The 15,538-nt window shown below is 36.3% G+C and carries 18 protein-coding genes and 1 other annotated feature; of the genes, 8 read left to right on the top strand and 10 right to left on the bottom strand.

What is annotated here, in order from left to right; genetic code table 11:
* Nucleotides 1-24: 24 nt before the first annotated feature.
* The 4 genes from ilvN to ilvE form a co-directional block, all read right to left on the bottom strand.
* Nucleotides 25-540, bottom strand: coding sequence for an acetolactate synthase small subunit (gene ilvN / locus AB1279_RS17265; protein WP_336482694.1), 516 nt, complete (start codon nucleotides 538-540; stop codon nucleotides 25-27).
* On the bottom strand, nucleotides 537-2,234 hold the full coding sequence (gene ilvB, locus AB1279_RS17270; RefSeq protein ID WP_429760040.1) for an acetolactate synthase large subunit: 1,698 nt from the start codon (nucleotides 2,232-2,234) through the stop codon (nucleotides 537-539). The genes ilvN and ilvB overlap by 4 nt, the downstream gene beginning before the upstream one ends.
* A gap of 73 nt (nucleotides 2,235-2,307) precedes the next feature.
* Nucleotides 2,308-2,535: a binding site (T-box leader), on the bottom strand.
* A 23-nt stretch (nucleotides 2,536-2,558) separates the two neighbouring features.
* A complete protein-coding gene (gene ilvD / locus AB1279_RS17275) occupies nucleotides 2,559-4,226 on the bottom strand; it encodes a dihydroxy-acid dehydratase (protein WP_429751123.1) in 1,668 nt (555 codons plus the stop codon).
* Nucleotides 4,227-4,240: 14 nt separating this feature from the next.
* Nucleotides 4,241-5,137 (bottom strand): branched-chain-amino-acid transaminase, encoded by an 897-nt coding sequence (gene ilvE / locus AB1279_RS17280; RefSeq protein ID WP_429751125.1) that lies wholly within the window; start codon nucleotides 5,135-5,137, stop codon nucleotides 4,241-4,243.
* 408 nt (nucleotides 5,138-5,545) lie between these two features.
* Here ilvE and AB1279_RS17285 point away from each other — a divergent pair, with 408 nt between their 5' ends.
* Together AB1279_RS17285 and AB1279_RS17290 are read left to right on the top strand one after the other, a co-directional pair.
* Nucleotides 5,546-5,800 (top strand): DUF3911 family protein, encoded by a 255-nt coding sequence (locus tag AB1279_RS17285; protein WP_429751127.1) that lies wholly within the window; start codon nucleotides 5,546-5,548, stop codon nucleotides 5,798-5,800.
* Nucleotides 5,801-5,900: 100 nt separating this feature from the next.
* Nucleotides 5,901-6,143 (top strand): YkuS family protein, encoded by a 243-nt coding sequence (locus tag AB1279_RS17290; RefSeq protein ID WP_429760041.1) that lies wholly within the window; start codon nucleotides 5,901-5,903, stop codon nucleotides 6,141-6,143.
* Between the two features lie 478 nt (nucleotides 6,144-6,621).
* Here AB1279_RS17290 and AB1279_RS17295 read toward each other — a convergent pair whose 3' ends face one another.
* Entirely contained in the window at nucleotides 6,622-6,711 is a 90-nt protein-coding gene (locus AB1279_RS17295; RefSeq protein ID WP_429751129.1) for a phosphoribosyl-ATP pyrophosphatase, read from the bottom strand.
* Between the two features lie 123 nt (nucleotides 6,712-6,834).
* Nucleotides 6,835-7,209 (bottom strand): GerW family sporulation protein, encoded by a 375-nt coding sequence (gene ytfJ / locus AB1279_RS17300; RefSeq protein WP_429751130.1) that lies wholly within the window; start codon nucleotides 7,207-7,209, stop codon nucleotides 6,835-6,837.
* Nucleotides 7,210-7,463: 254 nt separating this feature from the next.
* Between ytfJ and AB1279_RS17305 the strand changes: the two genes are divergently transcribed.
* Nucleotides 7,464-7,838, top strand: a complete 375-nt coding sequence (locus AB1279_RS17305; RefSeq protein WP_429751132.1) for an imidazole glycerol phosphate synthase — start codon at nucleotides 7,464-7,466, stop codon at nucleotides 7,836-7,838.
* Nucleotides 7,839-8,071: 233 nt separating this feature from the next.
* On the opposite strand, the gene AB1279_RS17310 is transcribed toward AB1279_RS17305, so the two are convergent.
* The 3 genes from AB1279_RS17310 to AB1279_RS17320 all read right to left on the bottom strand — a co-directional run bounded on the left by AB1279_RS17310 (nucleotide 8,072) and on the right by AB1279_RS17320 (nucleotide 10,623).
* The gene (locus AB1279_RS17310; RefSeq protein WP_429760042.1) at nucleotides 8,072-9,415 is read right to left on the bottom strand and encodes a TrkH family potassium uptake protein; all 1,344 of its coding nucleotides are present in this window, start codon (nucleotides 9,413-9,415) and stop codon (nucleotides 8,072-8,074) included.
* Nucleotides 9,416-9,844: 429 nt separating this feature from the next.
* The gene (locus tag AB1279_RS17315) at nucleotides 9,845-10,000 is read right to left on the bottom strand and encodes an imidazoleglycerol-phosphate dehydratase (protein ID WP_098309527.1); all 156 of its coding nucleotides are present in this window, start codon (nucleotides 9,998-10,000) and stop codon (nucleotides 9,845-9,847) included.
* Between the two features lie 203 nt (nucleotides 10,001-10,203).
* Nucleotides 10,204-10,623 (bottom strand): MarR family winged helix-turn-helix transcriptional regulator, encoded by a 420-nt coding sequence (locus AB1279_RS17320; protein ID WP_429713638.1) that lies wholly within the window; start codon nucleotides 10,621-10,623, stop codon nucleotides 10,204-10,206.
* A 418-nt stretch (nucleotides 10,624-11,041) separates the two neighbouring features.
* Between AB1279_RS17320 and AB1279_RS17325 the strand changes: the two genes are divergently transcribed.
* Nucleotides 11,042-11,596: a thioredoxin family protein gene (locus tag AB1279_RS17325; RefSeq protein WP_429751136.1), complete on the top strand. Its 555-nt coding sequence runs from the start codon at nucleotides 11,042-11,044 to the stop codon at nucleotides 11,594-11,596.
* 25 nt (nucleotides 11,597-11,621) lie between these two features.
* Here AB1279_RS17325 and bacA read toward each other — a convergent pair whose 3' ends face one another.
* A complete protein-coding gene (bacA, locus tag AB1279_RS17330) occupies nucleotides 11,622-12,413 on the bottom strand; it encodes an undecaprenyl-diphosphate phosphatase (RefSeq protein ID WP_429760044.1) in 792 nt (263 codons plus the stop codon).
* Nucleotides 12,414-12,607: 194 nt separating this feature from the next.
* On the opposite strand from bacA, the gene AB1279_RS17335 reads away from it, so the two are divergent.
* The 4 genes from AB1279_RS17335 to AB1279_RS17350 all read left to right on the top strand — a co-directional run bounded on the left by AB1279_RS17335 (nucleotide 12,608) and on the right by AB1279_RS17350 (nucleotide 15,470).
* Entirely contained in the window at nucleotides 12,608-13,966 is a 1,359-nt protein-coding gene (locus AB1279_RS17335; protein WP_429760045.1) for an MATE family efflux transporter, read from the top strand.
* A gap of 119 nt (nucleotides 13,967-14,085) precedes the next feature.
* Nucleotides 14,086-14,604: a L,D-transpeptidase gene (locus AB1279_RS17340; protein ID WP_429760046.1), complete on the top strand. Its 519-nt coding sequence runs from the start codon at nucleotides 14,086-14,088 to the stop codon at nucleotides 14,602-14,604.
* 236 nt (nucleotides 14,605-14,840) lie between these two features.
* Entirely contained in the window at nucleotides 14,841-15,236 is a 396-nt protein-coding gene (locus AB1279_RS17345) for a DUF350 domain-containing protein (protein ID WP_429760047.1), read from the top strand.
* 57 nt (nucleotides 15,237-15,293) lie between these two features.
* The gene (locus AB1279_RS17350; RefSeq protein WP_429760048.1) at nucleotides 15,294-15,470 is read left to right on the top strand and encodes a 2-isopropylmalate synthase; all 177 of its coding nucleotides are present in this window, start codon (nucleotides 15,294-15,296) and stop codon (nucleotides 15,468-15,470) included.
* Nucleotides 15,471-15,538 lie beyond the last annotated feature (68 nt).

The following is a 15,538-nucleotide window of genomic DNA, read 5'->3' on the forward strand; positions in this document are numbered from 1 at the left end:
CTTTCTCCTCCTATATTTTAAAAATTAATTAATTAACATTACTTGTTGTTTGTCTTGCTTTTTCATACTTCTTGTAAAGGCTGTTACTCCTGTTCTTGCAATTTCTTTTAAACCATATGGACGCAATAATTCAATAAGCGCTTCTACTTTTTCTTGTGTCCCTGTTACTTGAACAACGATGGAATCCTTCCCAACATCTATAACTGCTGCACGAAATGGTTCAATTAAACTATATAATTCAGATCTAGAAGCAATTGTCGTAGACACTTTAATAAGCGCAAGTTCTCTTGCAATCATTGCTTCTTCTGTAATATCAGATACTTTTAATACATCAATTTGTTTATGAAGCTGTTTAATAAGCTGCTCTACTTGCTGGACATCTTCAACGTGAACAACAAATGTCATTCTTGAAATATGTGATGATTCTGTATGACCCACTGAAATACTTTCAATATTAAAATGTCTTCTTGTCATCACACCTGTAATACGGTTTAAAACCCCACTTTGATTCCGAACCGTTGCTGTAACAATCCGTTTCACTCTTCCACCCCCTCCATTTGGTGAACACCTTTTCCCGGAGCAACCATAGGCATAACTTTCTCAGATTGTAAAACGCGGCAATCAATAAGCACAGGCTCTTGTAAATTCATCGCTTCTCGCAATTGCTCTTTTGCTGTTAGCGGATTTTCAATACGAATCCCTTTAATTCCATAAGCATGAGCTAACATGGGGAAATCTGGTTGACAAGAGACTATAGAATGAGAATAACGCTGATTATAAAACTCATCTTGCCATTGTCTTACCATGCCGAGTGCTTCATTATTTAAAATCAGCACTTTAACAGGAAGATGATGCTCCTTTAAAACACTTAATTCTTGCAATGTCATTTGAAAACCGGCATCACCTACGATCGCTACAACGAGTTCATCAGGCTCGGCAATTTGTGCCCCAATCGCAGCTGGCAGACCAAATCCCATCGTTCCAAGCCCTCCTGATGTAACCCATTTATCTGGCTGTTTCAATGTATAATATTGCGCGGCCCACATTTGATGCTGTCCAACATCTGTCGTTATAATGGCATTGCCATTTGTAACTTCATGAAGCATTTGAATTACAGCTTGCGGTTTTAACATTTGTGAATCGTCTTTATAGCAAAGTGGGTAACGATTCTTTCTTTTTTGCAGGAGCTCTAGCCATTCTTTATGATTTTTTTTCTCTCCTTTGCATACTAACAATGCTTCTAGAGCATGTTTAGCGCTTGCTACAATTGGAATTTCCGTTACAACGTTTTTTCCAATTTCCGCAGGATCAATATCAATATGCGCTACTGTTGCACCCTTTGCAAAATACGCTAAATTTCCAGTCAGACGATCATCAAAACGGGCCCCTATATTTATTAACAAATCACATTCATACAAAGCCATATTTGCTGCGTAAGAACCATGCATGCCACCCATTCCCAAAAATAATGTATCATCGGATGGAAACCCTCCAAGACCAAGTAATGTATGAACGACCGGAAGCTGATACATACGAGCAAATGCAGTTAATTCACTTGCCGCTTTTGCATGCAATACACCAGCACCCGCTAAAATAAGAGGTTTCTTTGCTGCTTCAATTGCTTGCAGTAACTTGGTAATTTGCAATTGATTTGGATGATAATTCGGCTGGTATCCAGGTAAATCCATTTCTACATTGCTACATCGCTCTCCCGTTTCTACAACCATATTTTTCGGAAGATCAATGACGACTGGACCTGGTCTACCTGTTGCCGCAATATGGAATGCTTCTTTTATAATCCTTGGTAAATCCGAAACATTTCGTACTTGATAATTATGCTTTGTAACAGGCATTGTAAGTCCGATGACATCCGCTTCTTGAAAGGCATCGCTTCCTATCAGCGTTGTTGAAACTTGGCCAGTAAATACGACAAGCGGTAAGGAATCCATCATTGCATCTGCTAAACCAGTTATCACATTGGTCGCCCCCGGCCCACTTGTAGCAATAACAACACCTGGCTTTCCAGTAATTCTTGCATATCCTTCTGCTGCATGAATTGCTCCTTGTTCATGCCTTGTTAAGATATGGGGAATCTCGCAATCGTAAAGCGCATCATATAGCGGCAAAACAGCTCCTCCTGGATAGCCAAAAATGACTTCTACCTTTTCCTTTCTAAGCGCATTTAACAATAACTGTGCACCGGTTGCCATTTTCTCTTCCGTTTTTGAAGACATCGTTTCTACAAACCTCCTTTATGAAATACGCAAATAAATAAAAAAGTCTTACGCCCACACTCCAGCTATGTGCTGAAGGGACGAAAGACTTCGTGGTACCACCCTTCTTTGCAAGAAAAATTCTTGCCTCAGTGACTCTAATAGAGTCAAGCTAATAACGGAGCTACCGTCCAAACCTAAGCAAGTGCTTCAGTTTGGCACTCAAGGGCGATGTTCGTCAACGTGAACCATCGGTTTCCACCAACCACCGACTCTCTGTGAGGCTTCACAATCAACTACTCCTCCCTATCAACGCTTTATCCCCCCGTGAACGGAAGTTTTACTTTATACTTTCATAATTCCTCCTGTATTTGCCGAAGTAACTAACTTTGCATATCGTGCTAAATATCCAGTTTTTACTTTCGGCTCTGGAGAAATAAATTGTTTTTTCCGTTGTTCTAATGCTTCTTTAGAAATTTCCCAATGAATAATACCATCTTTTAAATTAATAATGATTGGATCACCGTCTGCCACATATGCAATTGGTCCTCCTTCAGCTGCTTCTGGTGATACATGACCAATTGCAATCCCCCTTGTTGCTCCTGAGAAGCGTCCATCGGTAATCAATGCAACCTTTGTCCCCAGTCCTCTTCCAACAATCGCTGATGTTGGAGCTAACATTTCCGGCATGCCAGGTCCTCCTTTTGGACCTTCATATCGGATGACAACAACATGCCCTTCTTTCACAACACCACTATGAATCGCAGCGACCGCTTCATCATGAGAATCAAAACAAATCGCTTCACCAACAAATGATGTAACAGATTCATCGATAGCTCCAACTTTTAGTACAGAGCCATCTGGTGCTAAATTTCCAAAGAGAATGGAAAGACCACCTGTTTTACGATACGGTCGTTCTTTTGGACGAATTACTTTTTCATCTAAGATTTTTCCTTCTTCTACTGTTTCATAGATGCTTTTCCCTGAAATTGTAATACGCTCTGGATGAATTGCACCTGGGATTTGTGAAAGCTCTTTAATAATAGCTGCTACTCCACCTGCTTCATGCACATCATGCATGGAGTAATGAGAAGCTGGGCTAATTTTCGCTAAATATGGAACACGCTTTGCAATATCATTAATACGCTGCAAGTCATATTCAATACCGGCTTCATTCGCGATGGCTAACATATGTAAAACTGTATTTGTCGATCCCCCCATCGCCATATCTAGCGCAAAAGCATCATCAATTGCTTCTTTTGTAATAATGTCGCGCGGCTTTATATCACGCTCAATTAAATCCATTAAATGAAATGCAGCTTGACGAATTAGGTTATGTCGTTCTTCACTTGTTGCAACAATCGTTCCATTTCCAGGAAGTGCAACACCTAGCATTTCCATTATGGTATTCATAGAATTTGCTGTAAACATCCCTGAGCAGGAACCGCACGTTGGGCATGCTGATTTTTCCATATCAATCAGCTGCTCTAAAGTTAATTTCCCTGACTTATGAGCGCCAACTCCTTCAAATACAGATGCTAATGAAAGCGGAGTGCCATCTTTTGATTTCCCTGCTTCCATTGGTCCTCCAGATACAAAAACAGAAGGAACATTCGTCCGAACAGATGCCATTAGCATTCCCGGCGTAATTTTGTCACAATTTGGCATAAACATAACTCCGTCAAACCAATGAGCTTGAATTACTGTTTCTGCTGCATCTGCAATGATTTCTCGGCTTGGGAGTGAATATCGCATTCCGATATGTCCCATTGCAATCCCATCATCAACACCGATTGTATTAAATTCAAAAGGAACGCCCCCTGCTTCACGAATCGCAGCTTTCGCTACATCAGCAAGATCTCTTAAATGAATATGCCCTGGAACAATATCGATATATGAATTACAAATTGCAATGAATGGTTTATGAAAATCTTCTTCTTTAACGCCTGCTGCATGAAGCAAACTTCGATGCGGCGCTCGGTCAATACCTTGTTTAATCATATTGCTTCGCATCGGTTACTCTCCCATCAACTTACTTTATTTTCTTCATAAATTTTTTCGCCATCTTCTACAACAAGCTTACGAAATTCTTCTAACAAACGATTTGTATGCGCTCCTGGTTTCCCAGCTCCAATTTCTCTGCCATCAACCATTGTTACCGCAATAACTTCAGCTGCTGTACCTGTTAAAAACACCTCATCTGCTACATATACATCATGACGGGTAAATAATTCTTCCCTTACTTCATAGCCAAGCTTCTCACCAATTTCCATAATCGCATTTCGCGTAATTCCTTCTAGTGCTCCAGCAGAACTTGGCGGTGTAATTAACTTATTACCTTTTACAATAAATACGTTATCACCAGAACCTTCTGCAACATACCCTTGTTCATTTAGCATTAACGCTTCCTGCACACCGGCAAGTTTCGCTTCAATTCTCACTAAAATATTATTTAGGTAGTTTAGTGACTTTACTTGTGGTGTTAACACATCTGGACGATTCCGCCTTGTTGCAACCGTTACAACCGGAATTCCTTTCTCGTAATATTCTGCCGGGAATAACGCTAATTGTTCAGCGATTACAACAACATTTGGCTTTAAACACGAATCAGGATCTAAACCAAGATTTCCAACTCCGCGTGATACAACTAAACGAATATATCCATTAGATAATTGATTACGTCGAATTGTTTCAACAACAATATTGGTCACTTCTTCCAACGTATATGGAATTTCTAATAAAATGGATTTTGCAGATTCGTACAGACGAATGAGATGCTCTTTTAAGCGGAAAACATTTCCACTATAGACACGAATGCCTTCGAATACCCCATCACCATATAAATATCCATGATCATAGACAGAAACCTTTGCTTCATTTTTTGGAACAAATTCTCCATTTAAGAAAATCCATTGCTCGTTCACTTGAAAGCGCCCCCTATATCCTTGAATTTTTTTATTGGTTCCTAGTTTACGCCCCCTTTTCAAATAAATCAAAGAAATTTTTTGAAAATTTTAAATTTTAAAATTTATGAACAACCCTCTTTATATTGATATATCAACATTGTTAACGTTTACAAAATGTCAAAAAATTTTTTTCGACATTTTTCTCACAAAAAAATATTTGTTTAGGAGAAGGATTTTTGTCAAAAGATGCGAATCTATTGTATTCAATAAACGGACGATCTATTACATGTTTTTAGAAAAAGAGTAGTAATAAAGCGAGGTGAAAAAATAAAAAATAAAATTTGAGGATAACACTCATATTTTTTTCTTATTACTCATAATCCTATTTTCAAAAATCATTTTGACGAATTTAAGGGGGCTAATAATATGGCATGTTTACAAATTAAAGGAACAAGACAAGAAGTAATGGAAATGCTTCAATTATTTGATGTAATGAATACAAAAGGAATGTGTAAATTAGAAGATTATGTAGAATTACTTCCATATGCAGAGCAAAATAGAACAACGCAAAATCCTATGTACATTGCCTCAGTTGATGTACAATCAAATGATTATACGATGCAAGATGTACAAAACGAGCGTTTTGTAAGTGACATGTTAACTGGAGTTTATAACGACTAGCTCTTTTCTACTCATTTCAAACATATGAAACCTCTTTGTTATTTAGTGAATAGTCTTCCAAAAAAAGGAACATATTACTAGATAGCAGGAGGTGAATGACATGGCGAAAATTGGAGTAGAAGATTCTTTAACGAACGTAAAACGAGCTCTAGAACAACAAGGGCATGAAGTAGTCTCATTGCAATCTGAAAGTGACGTTCAAGGATGTAACTGCTGCGTTGTAACCGGGCAGGATTCTAACGTAGCGGGTATTAGCAACGCTGTGATAAAGGGATCTGTTATCGATGCAAGCGGGTTAACAACTGAAGAAATTTGTCAACAAGTTGAAAGTAGAATTCAATAAAGTGAAATTTTAATCAGCAGGGATTCTCCTCATCCCTGCTGATCAAGAGCCGCGTTAATCGGGCTCTTACGGACCGTTTCATATTACAAGATTTCCCACACATACTGTCCGTTTCGTTTCATAAAAAAAGAAGGTGCCTTTTACAAAAAAGGCACCTTCTTTTTTTATATTTAACTAACGGGAAAGTAACATATACTGGACGAAAGCCCTGCCTCTCTTTCATCATTACGGTTCCAACGACCGCTCCTTATACACTAGTAGAGGTGTACATCTTACAAATACAATTCATCATATACACGATCACTAAAGTTGTTGGCATCATTGCCCGATCTTTAGCAAACCAGTGACTTGTACAAGTAAGGAATTACCAATATATACTAGCTGTAACCGAGACACGGAAATAAATTATACTTCTTTTCGATAAAAATGTCAACATTTTTATCGAAAATAAAAACAGACTAACAAGTAAGCCTGTTTGTTAAAACTGTACTTTTTCTTTTAATACGTACACAACAAATCCGCTCACTAACATACATAAACCGACGACAAAATTCCTGATGTTAATCATTTATACCTCTCCCTTGTTCTTTCTTAAATCTTGATTCTCTCTATAGTCATTTACTTTATATTCGCATAATTTTTAAACACACTTCATCTACTATATCATAATTTCCTTAAAATGCAAGTTCTTTTAGTGCTTATTTACCAATCGCTGCACTGCATTAGGTACTGTTTCCAATGCTTTTTCTACAAGATGTGTACCGCTATGTAAGTGCATAACCTGAATTCCTTTTGCCCCAACTACTAAAAACGCAACAGGATTAATGGAAACCCCCGCACCACTTCCACCACCAAATGGATGTAAGTTCTGCCCTTCTTGTGATTGTCCATTTCCTGCGAAATCACTTCCACCTGCACCAAAACCAAAAGCAACTTTCGAAACGGTTAAAATAACATTTCCATCAGCTGTTGATACTGGTTTTCCAACAATCGTATTCACATCCACCATTTCTTTCAAGTTTGCCATTGCTGTTTTCATTAAGTTTTCAATTGGATGTTGCGTCATATAAATCACCTCTTTTTCCTATCAATTCCTTTTTATCGTTTCCAAAAACGTGGAAGACATACCAACTTTTGTGATTTTACTTTTTCATGAAGTGAATCCTATATTAGGGGATTTTTTCCGCCCTCACTTACGTGAAAGCTCTTATCTCGGACGCTTACGGACATTTATCTTATTTATTTTCTCAAAATCTTAACGCAACCGTGATGAGGCGGATAAAAAAGCAAAAGCAGCTCATACTATACATGAAGCTCTTTATGAAAGGAGACATTACATTGACTGATAAACATGAAGAACGTCATAGAGAAAGTGAAGATCATTTTGACGAAGAATACGCAGCTGAAATTGCACCCAATGGTGTGCCTTACGATGGAAGAGAAGGAAGAGACGAAGTAACAGCAAAAGCAGGAGGTGCAACAGCAGGATTTATCGCTCTTGCTCTTGCAGTCCTATCTTTATTCACTTTTCCAACGCTCTTTGGACTTCTTGCTGTCCTACTTGGCATATATGCCTATAATCGCGGCGCCAATGTTACAGGTGGAATTGCAGCTGTAATGGGCGGAGTAGTAGCGATTGTTGCGCTAATATTTCGAGCAGCTATTATTAGCTTACTGTACTCTCTTTTTACGTAATAAAGTGAAACTTCCATCAGTTAGGAGAAGGTTTATCTTCTACTGATGGAAAATTCTCCTAATCGGGCTTTTATGAGCAGTTGTTCCCACCTCTCTGCTTTTCTTTAGGTATTGAGGTGGGATCTTACTGCCCGTTAATGCGGGATAAAGTGAAACTCCCATCAATCAGGATCTTCCAGACAATTTTTCATCACGGAACATAATAAAAGGTATCTCGCTTCTCACGAGATACCTTATCCTGTAAACACATCTTCAGATGGGTAACGAATTTTTTGTTTTGCTGGCCTTGCAAGTGAAAACACAAGCGTTAATGGTCCAATTAATCCACAAAACATAACAAACATAATCACACATTTCCCAAAAGCTGATAAATCAGCTGTAATTCCCATTGATAATCCAACTGTTCCAAAGGCTGAAACCGTTTCAAACAACAATTCAATAAAGCCAAAGTTTTCAGTAAGCATAAGTACAAATACTGCTACAAAAATTAAAAATTGACTTGCAATTACAATCGACAACGCTCTCATCACTGTTGACATTTTAATTGTGCGATGAAATAAAACAACATCTTCCTTTTTCTTAAAAAATGAAATAACAGATGTAATTAAAATAACAAAAGTCGTAAGCTTAATACCGCCTCCAGTTGAAACACTTCCGGCCCCAATAAACATAAGTATCATCGTAAAGAACAACGTTGATTCATTCATACTTCCGTAATCCATTGTATTAAACCCAGCTGTACGAGGTGTAATTCCTTGGAAAAATGATGCCCACAATTTTTCATTTAACGATAAAGAACCCAACGTTTTAATATTACTATACTCTAATATAAAGATAAAAATCATCGCAAAAATACTCAATGCAATTGTACCAACAATCATAATTTTCGAATGTAGTGTTAATTTTTGAAAACTTCTACTGTACCATATATCAATTAGTACTGTAAAACCTAAACCACCTATTACAATCAAAGAACAAATCCCAATATTAATGATAGGATCTCCAACATATCTCGTTAAATTATCTGGCCATAAAGCAAATCCTGCATTATTATAAGCAGCCACGACGTGAAACAGGCTGTAATATAGCCCTTTTCCCAATCCGTATTCAGGAACAAAACGGATAGCTAAAAATACAACTCCTACTAATTCAATACAAATCGAGAAGAAAAACACTCGTTTTACTAATTTTACAAGTCCGCCAATGTTCGTTTGATTTAATGCTTCCCCAATAAGAAGTCGCTGACGTAATCCTATTTTTTTTCCTAGCACCCAAACTATTAAAATAGCAATTGTCATTAACCCTAAACCGCCTGTTTGTATTAGAAGCATGATGACAACTTGTCCAAATGTTGTAAATGTACTATTTACATCCACTACACCTAAGCCTGTTACAGTCGCAGCTGAGGTCGCTGTGAAAAAAGCATCAACCCAACTAATAGACGTTTTCGTCGCAACCGGTAATTTTAATAATATGCCGCCAACAATAATTAAAGCAAAAAAGCCAATCGCTAAAATTTGCGGTGGGCTTAATCGTATAAAACGATCATTCAAGTCACGTTTTTCTATTAATTCCATAGTACTAACTCCCTTAATCCATCCTCCATACATAGTTGAGCATAATCTTTTTTCTTTTGAATTTCAACTTTTATTTTTGTATAAAAAAGCGAAAATTCCTTATTCTTTCACGTCAAGTTCACATTGAATTCACATTAGTCTTTTATAGTATAACTATCAAAGCTGTTCCTCCCTAATAATGAGACATCATCCCTAATGTCTCGAACAGCTTTCTATCCCTAACTTAAATGACATAAATTGTCCCCTTCCTAAGCCATCTTGCAATGACAAGATGGCCTTTTTTTATCCGGCTATTCGCTCCACCTCAAGACTCAGAGAGAAACGAGGAATACCTGCTGCATACACCAAATTAATGAAGGCCTTGATAAAGAAAAACCCCAATGATGAAAACTTCATTTTATTTAATAGCAAAGAAGAAGTGAATATGCTTCACTCCTTCCTTGATTTACTCCCTTTTTTCGAACGATACTCTTTTCCTTTATTATCATCACCAGTAACAAATTCTGTGCCGAACTCCTGTTGATATTGTCCTACTTTGGGTGCCCCTTGATTCCCGCTTCCTTTACTACCATTACGACTTGACATACTTCTTTCTTCCCTTCTTTATAATGATATTGTTAGTATGCTCCAATCCATTCTAAATACACATGAAAAGCCTTCGCATTGATTACGAAGGCTTTTGCATAGCAAGACCGCTCCTGCGGTATTCATTATTCTCAATATATCATATAATTTTCTATCTTTTTAACCTTTACCTAATAATATAAGATATCAATATCGTTTCTTATCTAAATTAGCTTTTGTGTAATGGAAATCATGACTTTCATTTCCTCTTCAGACAGAGTAGAAAATCTATCTTCCAGATATATCTTCTTTTGTTTTTCCATTTCGGCTACTAGTTCTTTTCCTTTATCACTGATCTCCAAGTACACAACCCGACGGTCTGATGTACAGCGCGAACGCGTTACAAGTTCTTTTTTAATTAATTTTTCTGCAACAGCCGTAATATGGCTATTCGATACATTCAGTTCATTCGCAACATGGGAAACCATTTCTTTTTGGACACGATTTAAAATACGCAACACGATAAATTCATTCCATGGAATATAATCACCGAAAATTTTGCTCATATCATTACGTAATGTACGAAACATAGCAAAAAAATTTGTAGACAGATCTTCCATTAGCAACTCGCGATTATTAGACATTTTGTACAGCCCCTCTATTTATTTAATATGATTAAATAAAAACATTATGAATTATAGTAACGTACTTTTTGGCATTTGTCATCCATTTTATTTGGAAATTCATGTATCTTTTTTTAGTTACTTGGCAATAGATGATAAAGGTTGCTTTTATAAAATGCTGTGAATTTTATCAGCAAGAAAACGGGGTGCGCAGAAGCACCCTGTTTTCTTTTTATCCCGCATTAACGGGCAGTAACTCGATTGGTGATAGCTTTACATCAGTAGGATAGATGAAAAAACCTCCACTAATGGAAGCTTCACTTTATTGTTCAAGCTTTTTACACTCGACAAAATAAGGATTACCGATAAAAGTAACTTTACCAGCTTTCCCGTAAAATATTTGATACAATATGAACAAATAGAGAAAGAGGTGTAGTACATGACGTTACGTCAATGGTTTGAAAAAGGCATGTCCTTTGATACATATGTAAATAAAATGACAGTGAATCAACACGAATTACTACATATTTATAATAATTTTTTAATTCCAAATGAACTTCTTCCTGTTTTAGAGCAACATCAAAACGATCGTTTAAACGTTATTGTTTTAACAGCAGATTGGTGTGGTGATGCCCTTCTTTGCGTACCAATTATGAAACGCATTTGCGAAGTTGCCAATATCGAGATGAGTTTGCTTATTCGTGATGATAACTTAGAATTGATGGATCAATACTTAACAAATGGTACAGCACGTGCAATTCCAATTTTCATTTTTATTGACGCAGCAGGAAATGAAAAATATGTTTGGGGGCCACGCGCTCCAAAAGTTCAAGAATTCGTTACTTCTATGCGTGCTACATTACCAGAAAAAGATGATCCACTGTTTGAAGAAAAGCAAAAAGAAATGTATGCTGAGTTTCGTAAAACATTAACTTCCGACACTTCCATTTGGGAGCACGTAATGGAAAATATGATTGAAAAAATAGCAAAATAAAAAACTGCCAAATGGCAGTTTTTTATTATAAAACAAAGAAGTAAAACACCGCAGCAATAATAAAACGATAATATGCAAATGGTGTTAATTTCACACGAGCTAATAATTTTAAGAATGAAACAATCGCTAACATTGCAACCACAAATGCAGTAATAAACCCAGTTGCAAATAACGGGAGATCTGCTGCACTTAATTCATGCCAACTCTTAATTAAATCAAGACCTGTTGCAGCTACCATCATTGGTACCGCAAGAATAAATGTATATTCAGCAGCTGCTGTATGAGATACACGCGCTAACAAACCGCCACTAATTGTAGATCCTGAACGAGAAAAACCAGGCCATAATGCTAAACATTGAAACATACCAATCGTAAACGCTTGTTTATACGTAATGTCATCAAGTGTTTTCGCTGTGCTTGGCTTTGAGAATTTCTCAGCAATAATCATTAAGATACCACCAGCAATTAAACTAATAACAACTGGACCTGGTCCAAATAAAATCTCTTTAATTTTATCATGGAATAAAAACCCAAGTAAGCCAGCTGGAATCATTCCGATAATAATATGTAATAAGTTTAATGATGGCCCTTGCTTTACCCGACCAATTCCAACTAACGACCATAATCGCTTCCAAAATACAACAACAACCGCTAAAATGGATCCTAATTGAACAACAACTTCAAACGTTTTTGCTTTATCTCCTTCGAATCCAATTAAATGCCCTGTTAAAATCATATGTCCTGTTGATGATACAGGTAAAAACTCCGTCAACCCTTCAACAGCACCCATGATTAATCCAATTAACCAATCAGCCACAACTGCGCCTCCTTAATACCTTATAATACTTTTTCCATACTTTATCATAATACCTCATCTTTACCAAACACGCATCGTTTTTTTCAACTTCATTCAAAATACATCAATATTGTTATAAATACATATTACTTTTCTAAATTCTTATTCAATAGTATGATTGAAGCGGCTTGTTCGTATTTTAGAAAGGAGTATATATGAAAGAAACTACATCTATTTCACAAAAAATCAAACAATTTGTCTTGTTATTTTTCCCCATATTTGTCACACAAATGTCATTATTTTCAATGAGTTTTTTCGATACGACGATGTCCGGTCATGCAAGTGCCACTGATTTAGCTGGAGTTGCAATTGGAACAAGTATATGGCTTCCAATTAGTACAGGATTAACAGGTATTTTAATGGCAACAACTCCTATTGTCGCTCACCTTATCGGTTCCAAACAAAAAGAAAATGTATCTCACGTTGTGACACAAGCCGTATACTTAGCAATCTTAGTCAGTATTATTGTTATAATAATTGGATCCCTTGCGGTTTCACCAATTCTACATGCCATGCATTTAGAGAAACAAGTAGCCCAAATTGCTGCTCAATTTTTAAGCATTATCGCATTTGGTATCATTCCACTATTTGTGTATACAGTACTCCGCTGCTTTATTGATGCCTTAGGAAAAACACGCACAACAATGATTATTACTTTACTATCTTTACCGATTAATATCATTTTGAACTATATATTCATTTTTGGTCATTTCGGTTTTCCAAAACTCGGCGGAGTCGGAGCTGCCATTGCTTCAACATCGACATATTGGTGTATTTTACTTATCACTACTGTCATTATCCGTACGAAAGAGCCTTTCTCTTCTTATGGTGTCTTTCAACGTTTGTATCGTCTCTCTATATCAAGCTGGAAGGAATTATTAAAACTTGGTGTACCAATTGGATTTGCAATCTTTTTTGAAACAAGTATTTTTGCTGCTGTTACATTATTTATGAGTAATTTTAACACAACAACCATTGCCGCTCACCAAGCTGCGATGAATTTCGCATCTCTTTTATATATGACACCACTCAGTTTATCCATGGCAATGACAATTTCTGTCGGATTTGAAGTCGGTGCTTCCCGATATAAAGATGCTAAACATTATAGCTTTATTGGTATTGGATTAGCACTAGCTTTCGCACTGTTATATTCTATCTTACTATTTTTATTTGATAACAATATTGCCTCTATTTATACAAATGATTCTGCAGTACACGAATTAACGAAACAATTTCTCGTGTTTGCGATTTTATTCCAATTTTCTGATGCCGTTGCAACACCAGTACAAGGTGCACTTCGCGGTTATAAAGATGTAAATGTAGCACTTGTTATGACATTAGTTGCATATTGGATAATAGGTCTCCCGCTCGGTTATACACTTGCAACATATACAACTTTGGCTGCAAAAGGTTATTGGATTGGTCTAATTTTAGGATTAGCTTTCGGTGCAATCTTTTTACTCGCTCGTCTATTTCAAGTACAGCAAAAATATATTACATTAAAAAGCCGCTAAATAGCGGCTTTTTTTTACATATCCTTAATATTTTTTATATAAATAAAAAAGTAATAGGATTCCTTATAAAAGAAAGCTATAATAAATTTTGATATTTACATAAAGGAGACTAATTTCATATGAGGAAGATTGCGATTGTACTATTATTATTCTTTTCTTCTATGCTTCCTATTAAGACAGCTAACGCAGAGACATACCAGCAAGAACATTTGTTAATTGTCAATGTAGCAACGAATAAGATGGCATATTATGAAAAAGGTAAATTTGTAAAAGAGTTTACAGTTGCTACTGGAAAAAGCAGCACACCAACACCCCTAGGAAAATATAAGATTGTCAACAAAATTAAAAATCGGCCCTACTATGCCAAACATATTCCTGGCGGTGATTCACGCAACCCATTAGGGGATCGATGGCTCGGTTTGAATTTCAAAGGAACAAAAGGAACAACATATGCCATTCACGGAACTAATAATGTAAGCGCCATCGGAAAATGGACAACACTCGGTTGCGTTCGCATGTATAATAGTGACGTACATTGGCTATTTGATCGTGTTCCTATCGAAACAACTGTAATCACCACAAATCAAAAAACAACATATAAAGCAATTGCTGCTACATATGGATTTAAACTCACATAATGTTTTTTGGGAGAAAAGGTTCTTTAAGTAAGAACACCCTTTTTTCCTACAAAATATATAAAAAATACCACATAATAAGATATCTATATATTTAATATCTACTATTTTTATAATATCTACTATTTTTATAATATCCCCAAAAAATAATTTTCCCATTATTTTTATAAAAGCACTTTTTTTATTTCATGTATAATAAAAGGAAAAGATTGGATTCCCACAAAAGAAAGGAGGGAAATATGAATTTATTTCTACATTTTTTCATATGCGCCGGAACGGGACTTACTTTACTATATGTTGGTTTTCTTCTATTTGATTTGACAACAAAAAGAAAGGAACTTCAATTAATAGCAAAAGGAAATGTATCTGCAGCTATGGCAATGGGAGGAAAGTTACTTGGCCTTACATTTATAGTTGGGGCAGCTATCGCCCAATCTGCTTCACTCATCGATATGATTCTTTGGAGTGCTATCGGTATTGTAATACAAATTATTGCTTTTCACATTATAGAACTTGCTATAATTCGTTTCAGTATTAAGAAAGCAATTGAAGAAGATAATCGTGCTGTCGGACTTATGATTCTGCTATTATCAATATCTATGGGCTGGGTTCTCGCTCAGTGCTTAACATATTAAGAGTATATTTCTTCCTTATAACGTGTAACATATAAAAAACATAAAGGAGTTGCAGCAGTGGATCAAAAGGAAGAACAACAATCTTATCAAGAAGAGTTTGCACCAGAAATTTCACCTGGTTATCGTCAAGATGTACATAAATCACCTCGTTATTCTAACATGACGTTTTTAGTCGGCATCGTTATTTTTGGAGCTGTACTGCTATTACTTATTACTTTCGTATATTTTAAGTAAAGTGACACTTCCATCAGTAGGGATTTTCTTCATCCCCCACTGATGGAAAGCTCTCACCAATCGGGCTT

The sequence above is a fragment of the Bacillus sp. S14(2024) genome, from assembly GCF_050473785.1.
Taxonomy (GTDB): domain Bacteria; phylum Bacillota; class Bacilli; order Bacillales; family Bacillaceae_G; genus Bacillus_A; species Bacillus_A yunxiaonensis.